Below are 18057 nucleotides of genomic sequence, written 5' to 3' on the forward strand. Positions count from 1 at the left end.
GCGCAGCGCCATCCGCCGCGAACAAGCATCCTTCTGGCGCCTAAGTTGACCAACTGTTCTGCAGACCGATTGCCGTCAGGCTATGGTAAAAGTCGGGTTCTGTACCCCCCTTACACACTGAGCTTCCTCTGAATTCCTTCTACTGCTAATTAAATCCTCGACCCTTGTCACATAATAATATATAACAATTGAATAACATTTCATTTACCAAAATGACAGCAAACACAACTGATGATCACAATCAGATCTTTGGCAGGAGTACAATTCTAATGACAGAAAGCAGTGTAACTGTGAACGGGTCACTGACCGACAGTGATACCCGTCGCCGCGTATGGGCAATTGTCGGTGCCTCATCCGGGAATCTGGTTGAATGGTTTGATTTCTACGTCTATTCCTTTTGTTCCCTCTACTTTGCGCACATCTTCTTCCCCTCGGGTAACACCACAACTCAACTTCTCCAGACCGCAGGCGTTTTTGCCGCAGGCTTTTTAATGCGCCCTATTGGCGGCTGGCTGTTCGGTCGGATAGCCGATAAACATGGGCGAAAAAAATCCATGCTGTTATCGGTGTGTATGATGTGTATGGGATCGCTGGTGATCGCCTGTCTGCCCGGTTATGAAACCATCGGCACATGGGCGCCAGCGCTGTTACTGCTTGCCCGTCTGTTTCAGGGGCTGTCTGTTGGTGGAGAATATGGCACCAGCGCAACCTATATGAGTGAAGTCGCTGTAGAAGGACGAAAAGGTTTTTATGCCTCGTTTCAGTATGTGACGCTGATTGGTGGGCAATTGCTGGCGCTGCTGGTTGTAGTAGTCTTACAGCACACCATGGAGGATGCAGCGCTCAGAGAGTGGGGGTGGCGTATACCCTTTGCGTTAGGCGCAGTACTGGCCGTGGTCGCGCTCTGGCTGCGTCGTCAGCTTGACGAAACGTCAAAGCAGGAAACCCGAGCTCTGAAAGAAGCAGGCTCGCTGAAAGGACTATGGCGAAACCGCAGAGCATTTATCATGGTGCTTGGATTCACCGCCGCGGGTTCCCTCTGTTTCTATACCTTCACGACTTACATGCAAAAGTATCTGGTGAATACCGCCGGGATGCATGCCAACGTGGCCAGCGGAATTATGACTGCCGCTCTGTTTGTATACATGCTTGTTCAGCCGTTGTTTGGCGCCCTGTCTGATAAAATTGGTCGACGTACCTCGATGCTGTGTTTTGGCGCGCTGGCGACACTGTTTACCGTACCCATTTTAACCGCGCTACAGAACGTGACATCGCCTTACGCAGCCTTTGGGTTGGTCATGTGCGCATTGCTAATTGTCAGCTTCTACACTTCAATCAGTGGGATTCTGAAGGCCGAAATGTTTCCGGCGCAGGTTCGCGCACTGGGTGTTGGTCTTTCCTATGCGGTGGCGAATGCGCTGTTTGGTGGTTCCGCGGAATACGTCGCGCTGTCGCTGAAGTCTGTCGGCATGGAAACCTCTTTCTTCTGGTATGTCACAGTGATGGCGATCGTCGCGTTTTTAGTTTCGCTGATGCTGCACCGCAAGGGTAAAGGGCTACGCCTTTAGTTATGCGCCAGTTGCCAGACGGCATAGCCAGTGGTTGCCCCGGCGACATCCCAGGCGAAATCTTTCCAGCTCCAGCCGCTCCCTTCAGGGCGGCTGTCCCACAGTTCTTTTGACGCGCCAAGGCTGAGCGAAAACATCAAACCAAATGCGGCGCTGCGATCGCGGCTCATACCCTGATGATGCGCATATTCGTTACCTGCGGCTGAAAGCATCGCGGAGGCGATAAAATGCTGAGCCTTATCCTGCCCGTGCCAGCTGTCCTGAGCCAGATGGCTACATCCCGAAAGAACAAAGACGCTCAGAACAAGAAGTATACGCACCGGCACCTCCATACAGAAAACCCCGTACAGGACGGGGTTTTGATTACAGAATACGACTAATAAGCCTGTCGATCCGAATCCGGCGAAGTCGGCGAATAAGTTTACGGACTTTGACCGGATAATCAGCGATGCTTTGAAGGTCGCGATAATGTTTAACGATCGTAGTATGCGTACGGATCAGATCCAGTTCTCTTTCTCTTTGCGCCGCCAGTTCTTGCTGAGGATCGTGAATCAGGATCGCATTTTCCAGATCCAGACGCCAGGCGCGTGGATTGAGGTTATTCCCGGTAAGCAACATCCAGTTGTCATCCACCCACATGCCTTTGAGATGATAAGAATTATCATCGTCTTTCCACAGACGGACGACGAGCTGATCGGTATTCACATAGTATTGCAGACGGCTCAGGAAACGCCGCAGGTTAATCTCGTAGAGATAGGGCAGAGCGCCGATAATTTTAAACGGCTCGTTTTCCGGAATATAAAAATCGTTGGCGGTTTTATCTCCGACGATGATCTCCACCTTTTTACCTTCACGCAGCAACTGAATAATGTTGCGCACCAGAATCGCTGGCAGGTTGAAGTAAGGCGTGCAAATCGTAAGCTTATGTTCCGTGCACGGCATCAAATGAAAGATGGTTTTATTGAGCAGGCTGGATTTACCCAGGCCTACTAATGGCGTCACGGAAAGCTGATCGTTGTTCGCATCGCCCTGAAAATGGTAGGCCGCATCGCGTAACTCCTGGCGATACAGACGAATATCATTTTTGATTTCCGGACTTTTTGGACGTTGAGTATCATCCAGTCGATTAACGCCACGACCCTGCATCAGGTTCTGGGTGACCCATTCGAACATGATGTCAGCCATTTTGGCGTTACGGATCAGGTGATAGCGATCATAACGATATTTATCATGCTGATGCAGGTAGACGTCGTTCAGGCTAGCGCCGCTGTACAGCACGCTGTCATCAATGATAAAGCCTTTGAAATGGAGAACGCCAAGGGCTTCACGAGTGTTGATGGGAACGCCGTAGACCGGTACGTCGACGCCGGGGTTTTCATGTGCCATCCGGCAGTACCAGTCGGCATTGGTATTCGATGCCGCCGCGCCGATTCGTCCACGTTGCGCACGATGCCAGTCGACAAGCACCCGAACGTCGAGTTCCGGCCGCTGCCGTTTCGCCTCATAAAGCGCGTTGAGGATGCCTTTGCCACCGTCATCCTGTTCCAGATACAGGGCGATGATGCAAATGCGTTGCTTCGCGCCGGCTATTTTCTCCAGCAGAGTCTCCCTGAACCTGGCAGGAGCATAAAAGAAATCGACATCATCAACTGATTGAGAAATCTTCGGTAGTTGGGCAAGGTGTTGTTGATGTTTATTACGCTTAAATTTTGACAACATCACAGTGCATTTCTTCTCTGTTCATTGAAGGGTCCTCTGTGCTATGCAGACGACATAAGCGGGCAATGATAACACCGTCCCCGTTAAAGTGGTCAACATTTCCAGTACCTTACTCACGATTCCTCGGGCGGCGCAAGCTCAAGCGTTAGCCCAACGATACCCTCTTCAAGCTGGATATCCACGTGGAAACCGAGCTTACGAGCCAGCGCCACCATGCCGCGATTGTTAGGCATCGTAATCCCATTCAGCCGTCTGAGTCCGTGATCCCGGGTATAGGTAATTAATTTTTCCAGCAATCGACGACCTAATCCTAACCCTTTGAGATCGGAACGCACCAGGACGGCAAATTCCGCATCAACGTTATCCGGATCGGAAATCGCGCGGGTGACGCCGAGAATTTCTTCCGTTTGCTCAACGCGTCTCACTGCGACAAATGCCATTTCCCGATCGTAGTCGATCTGCGTCATGTTAGCTAAATCTTCGTGGGTAAATTCATTGATCTCACTAAAATAGCGGTAATAAAGATCTTCTTTGGTGACCTGGGAAATGAACTGCTGAAGATGAGGCTCATCCTCCGGCAGGATAGGTCGGAACAGGCAGCGCTCGCCATTTTTCATCTCGACCCATTCTTCTAATTGATGAGGATAGGGACGCACGGCAAGGCGACTTTCGTTATCACCTTCAAAGGGCGCGATATCCAGAGTGACATCCAGCGCGGTAAACTCTCCAGCTGAGGCCAGCAGCGGATGGATATCCAGTCGCTGGATCTCCGGGCAGTCGACAATCAGGTTCGACACCTGCACCAGTAACTGGCTCAGACCCGCCACATCCAGCGGACGCAAAGCGCTACGCCCGCGGATCTTCTTACTTTTTATTCCCTGAATAACCAGGTAACGCGCCAGATTCATGTTCAGCGGCGGAAGCGCAACGACAGCCTGTTCTTCAGGGTGCCACTCCACGCCGCCTTCGCCCAACATAATCAATGGGCCAAACACCGGATCGTGCTCCACGACCACGCGCAACTCCTGCGCGCCCGCGCGGTTTGCCATGCTTTGCACCAGCAGACCGTGTATGCGCGCTTGCGGCCAGGCCATTTTTACCCGATCAAAGATGGCATTGGCTGCCTGCTGAACCTCATTCGCCGTGCGCAGATACAGCATGACCCCCTGTACTTCTGATTTATGGGGAATATCCGGCGAACGCAGCTTGAGTGCGACCGGGTAGCCAATCTGCTCGGCGATATGCACTGCTTCGGCGCTGTCGCTGGCAATCCAGGTGGGAAGCGTATGCAACCCATAAGCTTGAAGAATGGGCTGAACTTCATGAGTATCTAATGATGTCGCACCCTCGTGAATCGCCTGCTGAAGCAGGTCATGGGCTTGCGTCGTATTGGCGGTGAGATTGCTGGGCAACGCGGGCGTTTCCCGCAATTGTTTCTGGTTTCGCCGGTATTCCACCATATGCATAAACGCGGTAATGGTGCCTTCCGGGGTGCGATAGGTTGGCAGTCCGGCTTCGCTAAATAACCGTCGGGCTTCCTGAGAGGAAAACTCTCCGCACCAGTTGGTTAACAACGAAACAAACTTGCCGCGCGGATGGTGGCTAACGGTTTCTATCAGCGCCTGAGCGGTCTCGGTACCCGGCGCGGTGGCGCTGGGGGAGTGTATAACCATCAACGCGTCAAAATCCTGACTGGCGAGCAGGCATTCCAGCGTTTTAGTGTAATGCGCAATGCTGGCATCATCGCGAAGATCCAACGGGTTAGCTACTTCAACGTGCGCAGGGAGAAGATCGCGTAGCTTCTGGCACGTCTCTTCACTCAGCGTGGCCAGTTTGCCGTTACGCGACCAAAGTTCATCCAACGCCAGCGCCGCCGGCGCTGCGCCATTGCTGATAATCATTAGCCTGTCGCCGCGCAAAGGACGCATATGACTCAGCGTTTCTACCGCAGAAAACAGTTCGTGAGTATCCTGCACGCGCAGCAAGCCTGCGCGCTGAATAGCGGCATCCCAGGCAGGGTCCATTCCGGCGCTGGTCTGTAATAAACGCTGGGCAGCCGGGCTGCGACCGCTTTTGATCACCAGAATCGGTTTATTGCGCGAGGCGCTGCGGGCGGCAGAGACAAATCGTCTGGCATCGCTTAAGTGTTCCAGATAAAGCAGAATGGCGCTCGTTTTACTGTCACGGGAGAGATAGTCAAGCAATTCGTCGACATCAATGTCGAGGCTATCGCCAAGTGCAATAAAGTAGGAAAAGCCCATTTCGCGCTGCTGCGCCCAATCGAGAATAGTGTTCGACACCGCAGCGGACTGGGAGATAAACGCCAGCTTACCGCGTTTAATCGGTACCGGAGAAAAGCTGGCATTGAGCCCTTGCCAGGGCGCGAGCAGCCCAAGGCTGTTAGGGCCAAGCAGACGCATTTTATAGCGCGCGGCACAGGACAATAATTCAGCATGTAAAGACGCGGGGGCGGAAAGAATAATACAGGTTTTACAGCCCTTTTCTCCCAGCGCTTCCAGCAGCGCCAGATTGCGGCTGGCATTGGTGCACAATACGGCGAGGTCAGGCGTAAAAGGCAGACTGTCGACGTTCGGCCAGGCCAGTACGCCTAATACCGCTTTCCAGGCGGGCGTGACGGGAAGAACCGGGCCGTTAAAGCCGCCTGCCAACAGATTGCGCATCATCAGGTAACCCGCCCGGTTGGGTTTCATCGATGCGCCAATCACGGCTATCGATTTGGGTCGCAGTAGCGCTTCCAGCCCTCGCTGACTCATATCGGTTTCCCTTGCATAGAGATGACCGAATGATTTTAAACGCTTTCTGCTAATTGTGCTGTGACGCTTCCCTGATGTTGGGTTTTTCCTGCGAGATAGCGGGTTTTGAAGCGGCTAAAGTGTTCGCCAAGCGCACCTGCGGCGTCGGTATCACCGGCCAGATCCAGCAGGGCGATAGCCACCTCGGCGGTGCAATATTGCCCTTCGGCATGGATGCCGCGCAGGTGATAGGCCGACAGGCGCGACAGGTCGACGGAAATCACCGGCAGGTGGTCGAGGTAGGGGCTTTTACGGAACATTTTGCGCGCTTCCGGCCAGGTGCCGTCGAGCATAATGAACAGCGGTGGTTTACCGGTGGGGGGCGCCAGGATCAATTCACGTTCTTCGCTGGCATACGAGGCGGGAAAAACCACCATCGGCTGATACGCGGGGTCTTGCACTAAATCCAGCAACGCCTGCGGCGGTTCGGTTCGCGACCACTGAAACGCCGCGGTATCCGGCAACGTATCGGCAATCAGACGTCCGGTATTACTGGGCTTCATCGGTTCGGTATCAAACATCACCAAACAGAAACGACTCTTCGCCCACGAAGGCGACAGGGTCGCGCACAGGCACAGTTTCAGCGGCAGTAAACAGCGCTGGCAGCGACGAATACGATTACCGCGGGCGAGAAAAGGGCGCGTGGCGCGTGCAAGACGTTCAGCACGAAGCTTAAGAACAGCGTTTTCAGTCATTAGGGATTGAGAAGTGCGTCGAAAAACGCCATTGTCGCAGAGGTAAAAACGGGGCACAAGATGCGCCCCGACGAGATTACAGCGATTCGTTCAGCCAACTATCAAATGGCGCTTTTGGCACTGCGCCATTGAGCATATCCACAACCTGACCGTGCTTTAAGATCATAATGGTTGGAATGCTGCGAATGCCGAAGCGGGCGCTGAGTTCTCGCTCTGCTTCAGTATTCACTTTCACGAAACGCACTTTACCGCTGCGTTCTTCGGCGACGTCTTCAAAAATGGGGGCGAAGTTACGGCATGGGCCACACCACGGCGCCCAGAAGTCGATCACAACAGGCAGATCGTCCTTCAGCAGTTTATCCAGCGTTTCACCGGTCGCATTGATCACCTCTCCGTCAAACAGGTCGTGACCACAGCGTCCGCATTTTGCCGCATCCTCAACCCGATCGTCGGGAATGCGGTTGATGGCCTGGCAGCTGGTACAAACGGTATTCATAACTAACCTCTGGATGAGTAGGGATAATGAACGGCACGAACGCCGATATGTTTCCAATATGTTACATATTATCGACGAGACTGTTTTAAACAACAATGTGTTTTATTCAATGAGTACAATAGTCATAAGCTTTTAAATGAAATAATGGCTAACTCAGTGTACATCGGGTAATCTGCGCGCTTCGCGCAGCGCTGGTGGAGAAAAGCATGAACGATGAATTGAAAAACAAAAGCGGCAAGGTCAAAGTGATGTATGTCCGCAGTGATGATGATTCTGATAAACGTACCTATAACCCGCGTACCGGGAAAGGTGGCGGACGTCCAGGAAAATCTCGTGCTGACGGTGGCCGTCGCCCCGCCCGCGATGAACGACCCTCTCAGAACCGCGATCGCAAGCGTGAAGATTCGCCGTGGCGTACTGTGTCCCGGGCCCCCGGTGACGAGACGCCGGAAAAAGCCGATCACGGTGGGATCAGCGGTAAAAGTTTTATCGATCCTGAAGTGTTGCGTCGTCAGCGCGCGGAAGAGACCCGCGTTTACGGCGAAAATGCCTGCCAGGCTCTGTTCCAGAGCCGTCCGGAAGCCATTGTCCGCGCATGGTTCATTCAGAGCGTTACCCCTCGTTTTAAAGAAGCGCTACGCTGGATGGCGGCGAACCGCAAAGCGTATCACGTGGTAGATGAAGCGGAGCTGGCGAAAGCCTCGGGTACTGAACATCACGGCGGCGTTTGTTTCCTCATCAAAAAACGTAACGGCACCACCGTTAAACAATGGGTGAGTCAGGCGGGTGCGCAGGACTGCGTGTTGGCGCTGGAAAAAGAGTCTAACCCGCACAACCTGGGCGGCATGATGCGCAGTTGCGCCCATTTTGGCGTGAAGGCCGTCGTGGTGCAGGATGCAGCATTGCTGGAATCCGGTGCGGCAATTCGTACCGCAGAAGGCGGCGCGGAGCACGTGCAGCCAATCACCGGCGACAGTATTGTGAATGTGCTGGATGATTTCCGTCAGGCGGGGTACACCGTCGTGACCACCTCAAGCGAACAAGGTAAACCGTTGTTCAGCACCGCCTTGCCAGAAAAAGTGGTGCTTGTGCTGGGCCAGGAAGCTGATGGTCTGCCGGACGCTGCGCATGATGCCAGCGATTTGTGCGTGAAGATCGATGGTACCGGGAAGGTCGAAAGTCTGAACGTCTCAGTCGCGACTGGCGTACTGCTTGCCGAATGGTGGCGTCAGAATAAAGCGTAACGACACATTGCCCGGCGGCAAGGGTTCGCCGGGCATGCATTCTCTGATTTACTCGCTCTCTGCCGGTAATACCGGCATCCAGTCAACAGGCTTCTCGCCACGCTGCTCCAGCCATTGATTCGCCAGAACAAAATGATTGCAGCCAAAAAATCCGCGATGCGCCGACAGCGGAGACGGGTGGGGCGCTTTCAGCACATGATGACGTTGCTTATCAATAATTGCCCCTTTTTTCTGGGCGTGCGATCCCCAGAGCAGGAACACCACTCCTTCACGATACTGGTTGATCAGTGCGATCACTTTATCGGTGAAGGTTTCCCACCCAAGACTGGCGTGTGAATGCGCCTGGCCGGCCCGAACGGTTAATACTGTATTAAGCAACAGCACGCCCTGACGCGCCCAGCTTTCAAGATAACCGTGTGAGGGGCGGGTAAAACCCGGGATCGAGCCTTCCAGCTCTTTATACATATTCACCAGCGACGGCGGCGGCGCAATGCCCGGACGAACGGAAAACGCCAGCCCGTGCGCCTGGCCGGGGCCGTGATAGGGATCCTGTCCGAGAATAACGACTTTGACCTCGCCCAGTTCGGTGAAGCGAAACGCGTTAAACACATCTTTTTGCGGCGGATAAATCGTCATTCCTGACTGTCGTTCTGCAGCAACGGTGTGTAGCGTATTCACAAAATAGGGCTGCTGTTTCTCTTCAGCCAGCACATCGTGCCAGGTTAATTCGGTGGCCATCTCGCTCTCCTGCGAATTTTCAATCAACATAGCTTAACTGCTTCTTTGCATGGCGCAAACTGCTGTCGCCCGGCAGCGTGCGCTATGCCTCTAATAAAGTTGAAAATTTATGTAAAAAGTTTATGCCTTTGTCAGGCGTAAGTTGATGTAAAACAATAAATTCATCGTATCACCACTTTTGTGGTGTGGTTTTTATTGATTTAAATCAAAGAATCAAGGGTGTCAGGGGGGTATATATACACTCAAGCAACAATGGTTTTACCAATTGGCCGCGAGACGGCCAACCCTAATCAAATAATTTGCCGGGGAGGCATCACATGATTACAGGTATCCAGATTACTAAAGCCGCTAACGATGACCTGCTGAATTCCTTCTGGTTGCTGGACAGCGAAAAAGGCGAAGCACGCTGCATCGTTGCAAAAGCAGGTTTTGCCGAAGACGAAGTGGTTGCAGTAAACAAACTGGGCGACATTGAATATCGCGAAATTCCGATGGAAGTGAAACCGGAAGTGCGTGTGGAAGGGGGCCAGCACCTGAACGTTAACGTACTGCGTCGCGAAACGCTGGAAGATGCGGTTAAGCATCCGGAAAAATACCCGCAACTGACCATCCGTGTTTCCGGTTACGCCGTGCGTTTCAACTCTCTGACGCCGGAACAGCAGCGCGACGTTATCGCTCGTACCTTTACTGAAAGTCTGTAAGCACACCGCTCAGACTGATTCATCAACCCCGGTCACGCGCTGAGACCGGGGTTTTTTATTGTTTGCATTAATCACCCGCGTGATTAAAAGTTTGGCGATAATTAAACTTTTATTATTCCTCCTCATTCAACACATATATCAGCGACGTTATTTTTCGCGCTGGTAAGTATAGTTTTGTCAGTTTTTTCGTGGTTTAGGTTTGGTTTAAATAAACATGCGGGAAAACGGCTATTATCCGCGCAATTAAGAAATACCCTCCGTTCAACTCTACTTCAATTTTCTGTCTGCTTTAGTCGGACAACGTTATTTCTATAAATTTGTAATAATATCTTTGGGAAAAATATGAGACGCAATAAGGTCGCCTTTTTTTGCCTGTCGGCTATATACGGCACAGCGTTTAACGCCAGTGCTGAATATCTTCAGGACGGTCTGAAGGTTTCTACAGAAGATGTTTCACTGAATGACAGCGGAAAAATTATTAATACGTCCGTTTCTAAATCGAAGACGTTAACGCTTGGCGGTGATATTCAGGCAGAATCCACTCTGCTTGATGTCGGTAATCTGACTGCCGGAGACCGTGTCTCCTTAGCAGACACGACATTGAAGGGGCGCAGTCTCCTGACGCTGAACGATAATACTCTTGCCAATAATACTGTGCTGCAAGGAACCAGCACGACTGTCATTCTAAACAATAACGCGACGGCGACGAATACCACGTTAAACGGCATCAGTTATTTAAATGTTAACGATAATGCGTCAATAAGTAATACTATTATTAATGATAACAGTACAGTGACCTTATCGGGCAAGGCGACGGCGGAATATACCACAACGCATCGTAATATGACGTTAAACGATCATGCCACAGCCACTCACACGCATGTTAAACAACATGGCCGGCTTTATCTCAATGGCGATGCCTCGGCCACTGATACGCTTGTTGATGATGGTGGGTATATTTACACCTACGATAATAGCCAGATAAGTAATACCGTATTAAATGGTACATCGTTATTAACGATGTATGGGAATTCTTATGGTGTCGATACAGTTGTAAATAAAGATAGTAAAATTTTTATCAGAGAGCATTCGCTTCTGGAGAACACCACGGTCACGAACGGGGGATATTTGGGTTTTCATGACAATGCCTCGACCCGAAACACGCGGGTGCAATCTGGCGGGAATATGAATATCTCTGCTTCCGGTTCAGCAGAAGACACTTACGTTGAGCAGGGCGGGCGTTTAAATATGAACTCAACGGCCAGCGCCAGCAAGACAGTCATTAATGGCGGCACGATGCTGATGAGTATGAATGCGGTGGCCAGCGACACGCAAATCGCCGGTAGCGGTACGCTGGATATCAAAGGCAATGCTGCCTTAACGGATACCACGCTGTTTGATACCGCTGCGCTAACCATGACTGAAAACACCGTGGCGAACGGGACGACGCTCAACGGTATGAGCACGATGAGGCTTTCCGGCGCAGCGAGCGCGCGGAACGCCACCCTCAATGACGCCAGTGTGATGACTCTGGCAAGCGGTACCACCGCGCACGACACGGTAGTTAACAGCGGAGCATTTCAGTTGTATACCTCCGCACGGGCGACGGGGAGTACGGTTGTCAACGGGGCTGGCGAGATGATTATGGAAGCCGGCGCATATGCCAGCGACCTGACGCTGAAAGGCGGTACTCTGTCGATTACTGACTTAAACGACAATACCACCAGTGTGCTGCCTGCCCGAATCGATACGCTGTCGTCGGAGCGAGGGATCGTCTCGTTTCTCCGTGACAGCGATGGCGATTATGCGGCGTTATCGATCGGTTCGCTGAGCGGGACAGGATCGTTTCTGTTTAATACGTCATTGGCGGAACGTAACGGGAACTTTGTCACTATTGATAATGGCGTTGGCCAGTTCAATATCATCGTCCATGACTCAGGCCGGGAAATTGCCGATCCAGACAATATGACCGTCAACCTGGTGAATGATAAAGAGGGCAATATTGACTTCACGCTGGTCAGCGCTGCACAACGCCGTGTCGCAATGCTGGATGCGGGGGTGTACATGTACTCGCTTTATCACCAGCAAGGTAAAGATCAACTGGAGGGTAACATCTGGTATCTGGGCCTGGCGAACGGAAATACCGTGCAGCCGGAACCTGAAGAACCGGAGCCGGAAGAACCAGGCACAGAGCAACCGGGTACAGAAATTCCTGGTACTGGCGGTGGAGAGCAGCCCGATACCGGTGGTAATGGCGGTAACGAAAATAAACTGACCACGCCGTCAACGGATGCGATCCTCAACATGGCGTCGGCAATCACGCGCGTGGTGAATGCTGAACTGGATGGCTTCCGCGCCTGGCGCTCAACGCTTTCGGCGGATAATCTTCCGGAAAACAGTGTATGGGGGCATTACACCGGCAGCAACAGCCGCGTTCACAGTAGCAATGGCGCGGCGTATCGTCTGGAGCAAAACGGCATTGAAATCGGTGCGGATAAGACCACACGATTTGAGCGTGGAAACCTGCTAACCGGCGTCTGGATGTCCAGCTCTGGGAATGAGGTAAGACATGCGCGAGGTGGGAAAAGTACCCTGGATAGCTACGGTCTGGGCGCGTATGCCACGTGGTTCGATCGCTCCGGGATTTATGTAGATGGCGTAATGAAAGGCAACCGTCTGAACAGCGACCTGAAGGCGAAAATGACCAACGGAGGTTACACCCGGGGCGACTGGCATCAGTATGCGCTGAGCGGCGTGCTGGAAAGCGGTTATCGTCATTGGCTGACGGCACAAACTTATGCCGAGCCGTATGTCCGTACCAGCGCCGTTCAGGCAAACCGGGCCAACATCACACTCAGCAATGGTATGAAAGCGGACACCGGCAAGCCCCGTTCGCTGATTGCGGAAGCCGGTACGCGCGTCGGTAGCCAGTTCACACTGGGGCGCGCGGAAGTGAAGCCTTACTTCCATGCGGCAGTGGTTCAGGAAACCGCGAAGTCAAACGAAGTCGCCATTAACGGCATACGCTTTGATAATAATGTGAACGGGGCGTCTGGACGCTATGGCGCGGGAGCGTCGCTGGAACTGGCGGAAAATACCACGTTCTATGGCGAGGTTAATTACCGTCAAGGGCGATATATCGAAGAACCGGTACAGGGCGTACTGGGACTGAAAATGCACTTCTGATGGCAACGTAGAGAATAAAAAGCCGGCGCAAATGCCGGCTTTTATCATTAGAAAGAAACAGCGTTTTTATTCTTCGCCGGACTGCTGCGCGACGTCGCTAGCGCTCGGTTTACGGCGCTTACCAATATTTTTGGTATCACGGTGACGTTTTTTCACCCGCGGCTTCCCTTTTTCTTTCTCTTTTTTCTTCTCTGCGCGTTTGGCGAGCACTTTTTTGGACGGTTTCCCGGTCATTTTTTCACTGGGCGCTCGCGTGGTCGGGCGGAGTTCATCAATCACGCGTGATTTTAGCGGTTCCTCAATGTAACGACCGATTTTCAGCAGCAGCAGATGATCGTGCGCTTCAACCAGTGAAATGGCTGTGCCTTTACGCCCTGCGCGGCCTGTACGACCGATACGGTGCAGATAGGTATCCCCGCTGCGCGGCATGTCGAAGTTAATCACGTGACTCACGTCAGGAATATCAATCCCGCGCGCCGCAACGTCGGTGGCGACCAGCACATTCACGCGACCGTCGGTAAGACGTTTGATGCCTTCGTTGCGTTTGATCTGCGCCATCTCGCCTTCAAGATAGCAGTTGTTAATGCCTGCCAGGCGCAGTTGCTCTGCCAGTTCATGAACTCGCTCACGCTTACGCACGAACACGATGGTGCGGGTCGCGTCTTCCTGCTTCAACAAGTGCTTCAGTAGTTCGAATTTATGCTCGTAGTTATCGGCACGGTAGTACCACTGATGAATCTTTTTACGCTCACGCGTGGACGGAGTGGCAGACACTTCAACCGGTTCTTCCAGCAGACGCTCGGCAAAGTCTTTGATCGCCTCGCCTTCGAGGGTCGCGGAAAACAGCATCGTCTGCTTACGCCAGCGTGTTTCTCCGGCAATGTGCTCAATATCCTGAGCAAAACCCATGTCCAGCATGCGATCCGCTTCGTCAAGGATCAAGGTTTCTACCGCGCGGCAGTCAAAGTTCTCTTCTTTTATATACTGCATCAGGCGACCAGTGGTCGCGACCACGATATCCTGGTTTTCGCTGAACACTTCCGCGTGGTTCATGTACGCGACGCCACCGGTAATGGTCGCAATATCCAGATGGGTATGCTTTGCCAACTCGCGAGCGTGATCGGCGACCTGCATTGCCAGTTCGCGCGTCGGCGTAAGGATCAGGATACGCGGCGGGCCGGATTTCTTACGCGGGAAGTCGAGCAGGTGCTGCAACGCTGGCAGCAGATATGCCGCCGTTTTACCGGTGCCTGTCGGCGCAGAACCGAGCACATCACGGCCATCGAGCGCAGGCGGAATGGCGGCAGCCTGAATGGCGGTCGGGCGAGTGAAGCCTTTTTCCTGGAGGGCATCCAGCAGGCTTTCGTCGAGTTCAAGTTCGGAAAAAGTCGTTACAGTCATGTTCTACCTCTGTGTGGGGCGCTGATTATAGACGTTACGGCTGTAATCTTCATCTGTTTGTATGGATATCGCTTCTCAGGTATTGTTTTTACCCGGCGCTGTCGCCGTTTTTTCTGCAAGGTTTGTTATTCATGTCCCAGTCTACATCCGTTCTGCGTCGTAATGGATTTACCTTTAAACAGTTTTTTGTCGCTCACGATCGCTGTGCAATGAAAGTCGGGACGGATGGTATTTTACTTGGCGCATGGGCGCCAGTGGCCGGGGTAAAGCGGATCCTGGATATCGGTACGGGCAGCGGTCTGCTGGCTCTGATGCTCGCCCAACGTACTGATGAAAGCGTCACGGTCGACGCGGTTGAACTGGATGTAGATGCCGCCGAACAGGCGCAGGAGAATATTCTGCAGTCGCCATGGGCCGGACGGCTGACCCTACACCAGGAAGACGTTCAGGGCTGGGCTTCCCGGCAAACCGTTAAGTTTGATTTGATCGTCAGTAACCCGCCTTATTACGAGCAGGGCGTCGACTGTGCGACGCCGCAGCGGGAACGGGCGCGTTATACCACGACGCTGGATCACCCGGCGCTGCTAGCCTGCGCGGCGGAGCTGATTACGGAAGAAGGTTTTCTCTGCGTCGTCCTGCCGGAAAAGACCGGCAGCCTTTTTACGCAGCAGGCGCATGACATGGGCTGGCATTTAAGGCTCAGGACCGACGTTGCGGAAAATGAAGCGCGTTTACCACATCGGGTTCTGTTGGCTTTTTCACCAAAACAGGGAGAATGCTTTAGCGACAGGCTGGTAATACGCGGGCCAGACCAGCGTTACTCAGAAGGTTACACGGCGCTGACCCAGGCGTTTTATTTGTTTATGTGAGTATGTAGTGGCGACAGTACCGACGGTCCGGAAACGGCCAGCAGATCCGGATAATCAAGCGTATAGTGCAAACCGCGGCTCTCTTTGCGCATCATTGCGCAGCGTACGATCAGTTCGGCGACCTGCACCAGATTACGCAGCTCCAGCAAATTATTCGACACGCGGAAGTTGGCGTAATACTCGTCGATCTCCTGCTGCAACATGGTAATACGCCGCAGGGCGCGCTCCAGGCGTCGGGTGGTTCGCACGATGCCGACGTAGTCCCACATAAACAGGCGCAGCTCGTGCCAGTTATGCTGGATAACGACAAGTTCATCGGGATTTTCTACACGGCTTTCATCCCAGGCGGGAAGGGCGCTTACGCCACGGGCGTAAGGCATGCGTCTGTCGATATCTTCTGCCGCCGACCAACCGTAAACCAGGCATTCTAGCAACGAATTCGACGCCATACGGTTAGCGCCGTGCAGGCCGGTATAGCTCACTTCCCCAATGGCGTACAGGCCATCAACGTCAGTGCGTCCATAATCATCCACCATCACGCCGCCGCAGGTATAATGCGCAGCAGGCACCACCGGCACCGGATCTTTTGTCAGATCAATGCCCAACCCCAGCAGTTTTTCATAGATCATCGGAAAGTGCTGGCGGACAAACGCCTCAGGCTTATGGCTGATGTCGAGAAACATACAGTCCGCTCCCAGACGCTTCATTTCATGATCGATCGCGCGGGCGACAATATCCCGTGGCGCCAGCTCGCCGCGCTCATCGAAATCCGGCATAAAGCGCGTGCCGTCGGGACGTTTAAGATGCGCGCCTTCGCCACGCAGCGCTTCGGTAAGCAGGAAATTTCGCGCCTGTGGGTGATACAGGGCGGTAGGATGAAACTGGTTGAATTCAAGATTAGCGACGCGGCAGCCCGCGCGCCAGGCCATCGCAATCCCGTCACCCGAGGAAATGTCCGGATTCGTCGTGTACTGATACACCTTCGACGCCCCGCCGGTAGCCAACACTACCGACTTCGCATGGCAGGTCTCCACGCTTTCCTTATTACGGTTCCAGATCCAGGCGCCGACCACCCGGCGCGTGCCCGGCAGACCGATTTTATCGGAAATAATTAAATCGACAGCATTGCTGCGCTCAAGCACGCGGATGTTGGGATGGTTCTGCGCCTGACTGACCAGCGTGGTTTCGACCTCTTTACCGGTAGCGTCTGCGGCATGGAGGATGCGACGATGACTGTGACCGCCTTCACGGGTTAAATGATAGCTTTCCTGACCGTCAGGCTGGATTTGCGTATCAAACAGCACACCCTGATCGATTAGCCACTGAACGCAGGCGCGGGCATTGCTGGCGACAAATTCTACCGCGTGGCGATCGCATATACCGGCGCCGGCGATAAGCGTATCTTCCACATGGGAATCGATGCTGTCGGTTTCATCGAAAACGGCGGCAATCCCTCCCTGCGCATAGAAGGTGGACCCTTCGCTAACCGGGCCTTTGCTCAGGACAATGACCTGATGTTTCGCTGCAAGACGCAGCGCCAGCGAGAGGCCGGCAGCGCCGCTACCAATAATTAACACGTCACAAGAAAGTTCAGGAGTGGTTTTCATGATCTTTGTTTAATTTACTAAACAGTGTCTGGCGAGCATAGCATCATAACCTGCGTTTCAGCACGTTTTATTTTCAGTTCCGTTGAGCTGGCTAAACAGAAGGCGGGATTGCAAGGAAATGTCTGGTTAAGGATATATTTTGCGTAGCGGGCCGTAAGCGCCAGATTAGAGGATGAAATAAAGTAGCTGTTGGGGTACTCTGCAACCGGTTTATGGGCATTTCTTATGAGATAGTGCATTGTTCAGACTCGGTAGACTTATAATGAGAGATAATGACCGTCTACAACTTGACACTCAAAAAACAGATGCGTAACGGAACTTTACAAAAACGAGACACTCTAACCTGTTGCTTGCTCACAGTGCAGCTAATGGAGTGGCGTTTCGCGAACGCGTGGAAATTTGGTTTGGGGAGACTTTACCTCGGATGAGCGAGCAGTTAACGGACCAGGTCCTGGTTGAACGGGTCCAGAAGGGAGATCAGAAAGCCTTTAACTTACTGGTAGTGCGCTACCAGCATAAAGTGGCGAGTCTGGTTTCCCGCTATGTGCCGTCGGGTGACGTTCCTGATGTGGTGCAAGAGTCATTTATCAAAGCCTATCGTGCGCTGGATTCATTCCGGGGAGATAGCGCTTTTTATACCTGGCTGTATCGTATTGCCGTTAATACGGCGAAGAATTACCTGGTAGCTCAGGGCCGTCGTCCGCCATCCAGTGATGTGGATGCGATTGAAGCAGAAAACTTCGAAAGTGGCGGTGCGCTGAAAGAAATTTCGAACCCTGAGAACTTAATGTTGTCAGAAGAACTGAGACAGATAGTTTTCCGTACTATCGAGTCCCTCCCGGAAGATTTACGTATGGCAATCACCTTACGGGAGCTGGATGGCCTGAGCTATGAAGAAATCGCGGCCATCATGGATTGTCCAGTGGGTACGGTGCGTTCACGTATCTTCAGGGCGCGGGAAGCTATTGATAATAAAGTTCAACCGCTTATCAGGCGTTGACGATAGCGGGATACTGGAAA

Annotated in this window: 15 protein-coding genes; 7 read left to right on the forward strand and 8 right to left on the reverse strand. The window is 52.9% G+C overall.

Features of this window, described 5'->3' with window-relative positions:
- Positions 1-269: 269 nt before the first annotated feature.
- Entirely contained in the window at positions 270-1568 is a 1299-nt protein-coding gene (gene kgtP / locus HVX72_RS05600; RefSeq protein ID WP_181822730.1) for an alpha-ketoglutarate permease, read from the forward strand.
- Here the strand turns inward: kgtP and HVX72_RS05605 are convergent.
- The 5 genes from HVX72_RS05605 to trxC all read right to left on the reverse strand — a co-directional run bounded on the left by HVX72_RS05605 (position 1565) and on the right by trxC (position 7291).
- Entirely contained in the window at positions 1565-1888 is a 324-nt protein-coding gene (locus HVX72_RS05605) for a YfiM family lipoprotein (RefSeq protein ID WP_181822731.1), read from the reverse strand. The two genes, kgtP and HVX72_RS05605, sit on opposite strands and share 4 nt — an antisense overlap.
- A 43-nt stretch (positions 1889-1931) precedes the next feature.
- Positions 1932-3287, reverse strand: coding sequence for a CDP-diacylglycerol--serine O-phosphatidyltransferase (pssA, locus tag HVX72_RS05610; protein WP_181823245.1), 1356 nt, complete (start codon positions 3285-3287; stop codon positions 1932-1934).
- Positions 3288-3400: 113 nt separating this feature from the next.
- Positions 3401-6061, reverse strand: coding sequence for a protein lysine acetyltransferase (gene pat / locus HVX72_RS05615; protein ID WP_042291716.1), 2661 nt, complete (start codon positions 6059-6061; stop codon positions 3401-3403).
- A gap of 35 nt (positions 6062-6096) precedes the next feature.
- Positions 6097-6795, reverse strand: coding sequence for a tRNA-uridine aminocarboxypropyltransferase (gene tapT, locus HVX72_RS05620; protein ID WP_181822732.1), 699 nt, complete (start codon positions 6793-6795; stop codon positions 6097-6099).
- A 76-nt stretch (positions 6796-6871) separates the two neighbouring features.
- A complete protein-coding gene (gene trxC, locus HVX72_RS05625; protein WP_042291710.1) occupies positions 6872-7291 on the reverse strand; it encodes a thioredoxin TrxC in 420 nt (139 codons plus the stop codon).
- A gap of 206 nt (positions 7292-7497) precedes the next feature.
- On the opposite strand from trxC, the gene HVX72_RS05630 reads away from it, so the two are divergent.
- Entirely contained in the window at positions 7498-8535 is a 1038-nt protein-coding gene (locus tag HVX72_RS05630; RefSeq protein WP_042291709.1) for a tRNA/rRNA methyltransferase, read from the forward strand.
- A 48-nt stretch (positions 8536-8583) separates the two neighbouring features.
- Here the strand turns inward: HVX72_RS05630 and ung are convergent, their stop codons facing one another.
- Complete coding sequence (ung, locus tag HVX72_RS05635; RefSeq protein WP_181822733.1) at positions 8584-9273, reverse strand: uracil-DNA glycosylase; 690 nt, start codon at positions 9271-9273, stop codon at positions 8584-8586.
- A 317-nt stretch (positions 9274-9590) separates the two neighbouring features.
- Here ung and grcA point away from each other — a divergent pair, with 317 nt between their 5' ends.
- Together grcA and HVX72_RS05645 are read left to right on the forward strand one after the other, a co-directional pair.
- Positions 9591-9974, forward strand: coding sequence for an autonomous glycyl radical cofactor GrcA (gene grcA / locus HVX72_RS05640; RefSeq protein ID WP_042291706.1), 384 nt, complete (start codon positions 9591-9593; stop codon positions 9972-9974).
- Positions 9975-11159: 1185 nt separating this feature from the next.
- The gene (locus HVX72_RS05645) at positions 11160-13160 is read left to right on the forward strand and encodes an autotransporter outer membrane beta-barrel domain-containing protein (RefSeq protein WP_181822734.1); all 2001 of its coding nucleotides are present in this window, start codon (positions 11160-11162) and stop codon (positions 13158-13160) included.
- A gap of 66 nt (positions 13161-13226) precedes the next feature.
- Here the strand turns inward: HVX72_RS05645 and srmB are convergent, their stop codons facing one another.
- Entirely contained in the window at positions 13227-14561 is a 1335-nt protein-coding gene (gene srmB / locus HVX72_RS05650) for an ATP-dependent RNA helicase SrmB (RefSeq protein WP_181822735.1), read from the reverse strand.
- Between the two features lie 131 nt (positions 14562-14692).
- On the opposite strand from srmB, the gene trmN reads away from it, so the two are divergent.
- A complete protein-coding gene (gene trmN, locus HVX72_RS05655) occupies positions 14693-15430 on the forward strand; it encodes a tRNA(1)(Val) (adenine(37)-N(6))-methyltransferase TrmN (protein ID WP_181822736.1) in 738 nt (245 codons plus the stop codon).
- Here trmN and nadB read toward each other — a convergent pair.
- Positions 15415-17037: an L-aspartate oxidase gene (nadB, locus tag HVX72_RS05660; RefSeq protein ID WP_042291700.1), complete on the reverse strand. Its 1623-nt coding sequence runs from the start codon at positions 17035-17037 to the stop codon at positions 15415-15417. The genes trmN and nadB overlap by 16 nt on opposite strands.
- Positions 17038-17309: 272 nt before the next feature.
- Between nadB and rseD the strand changes: the two genes are divergently transcribed.
- Together rseD and rpoE are read left to right on the forward strand one after the other, a co-directional pair.
- On the forward strand, positions 17310-17465 hold the full coding sequence (rseD, locus tag HVX72_RS05665; protein WP_131729047.1) for a rpoE leader peptide RseD: 156 nt from the start codon (positions 17310-17312) through the stop codon (positions 17463-17465).
- Positions 17462-18037 carry an RNA polymerase sigma factor RpoE gene (gene rpoE, locus HVX72_RS05670; protein WP_000003307.1) on the forward strand — a complete coding sequence of 192 codons (576 nt, stop codon included), beginning with the start codon at positions 17462-17464 and terminating at the stop codon, positions 18035-18037. The genes rseD and rpoE overlap by 4 nt, the downstream gene beginning before the upstream one ends.
- Positions 18038-18057: the final 20 nt, after the last annotated feature.

It is taken from the genome of Citrobacter sp. RHB21-C05, assembly GCF_013889015.1.
GTDB lineage: Bacteria > Pseudomonadota > Gammaproteobacteria > Enterobacterales > Enterobacteriaceae > Citrobacter_A > Citrobacter_A sedlakii.

Coding starts and splice junctions, on each gene's coding strand:
- HVX72_RS05630 (WP_042291709.1), top strand. CDS start 7,498: ATGAACGATGAATTGAAAAACAAAAGCGGCAAGGTCAAAGTGATGTAT.
- srmB (WP_181822735.1), bottom strand. CDS start 14,561: ATGACTGTAACGACTTTTTCCGAACTTGAACTCGACGAAAGCCTGCTG.
- trmN (WP_181822736.1), top strand. CDS start 14,693: ATGTCCCAGTCTACATCCGTTCTGCGTCGTAATGGATTTACCTTTAAA.
- pssA (WP_181823245.1), bottom strand. CDS start 3,287: ATGTTGTCAAAATTTAAGCGTAATAAACATCAACAACACCTTGCCCAA.
- nadB (WP_042291700.1), bottom strand. CDS start 17,037: ATGAAAACCACTCCTGAACTTTCTTGTGACGTGTTAATTATTGGTAGC.
- trxC (WP_042291710.1), bottom strand. CDS start 7,291: ATGAATACCGTTTGTACCAGCTGCCAGGCCATCAACCGCATTCCCGAC.
- HVX72_RS05645 (WP_181822734.1), top strand. CDS start 11,160: ATGAATATCTCTGCTTCCGGTTCAGCAGAAGACACTTACGTTGAGCAG.
- pat (WP_042291716.1), bottom strand. CDS start 6,061: ATGAGTCAGCGAGGGCTGGAAGCGCTACTGCGACCCAAATCGATAGCC.
- grcA (WP_042291706.1), top strand. CDS start 9,591: ATGATTACAGGTATCCAGATTACTAAAGCCGCTAACGATGACCTGCTG.
- tapT (WP_181822732.1), bottom strand. CDS start 6,795: ATGACTGAAAACGCTGTTCTTAAGCTTCGTGCTGAACGTCTTGCACGC.
- rpoE (WP_000003307.1), top strand. CDS start 17,462: ATGAGCGAGCAGTTAACGGACCAGGTCCTGGTTGAACGGGTCCAGAAG.
- rseD (WP_131729047.1), top strand. CDS start 17,310: ATGACCGTCTACAACTTGACACTCAAAAAACAGATGCGTAACGGAACT.
- ung (WP_181822733.1), bottom strand. CDS start 9,273: ATGGCCACCGAATTAACCTGGCACGATGTGCTGGCTGAAGAGAAACAG.
- kgtP (WP_181822730.1), top strand. CDS start 270: ATGACAGAAAGCAGTGTAACTGTGAACGGGTCACTGACCGACAGTGAT.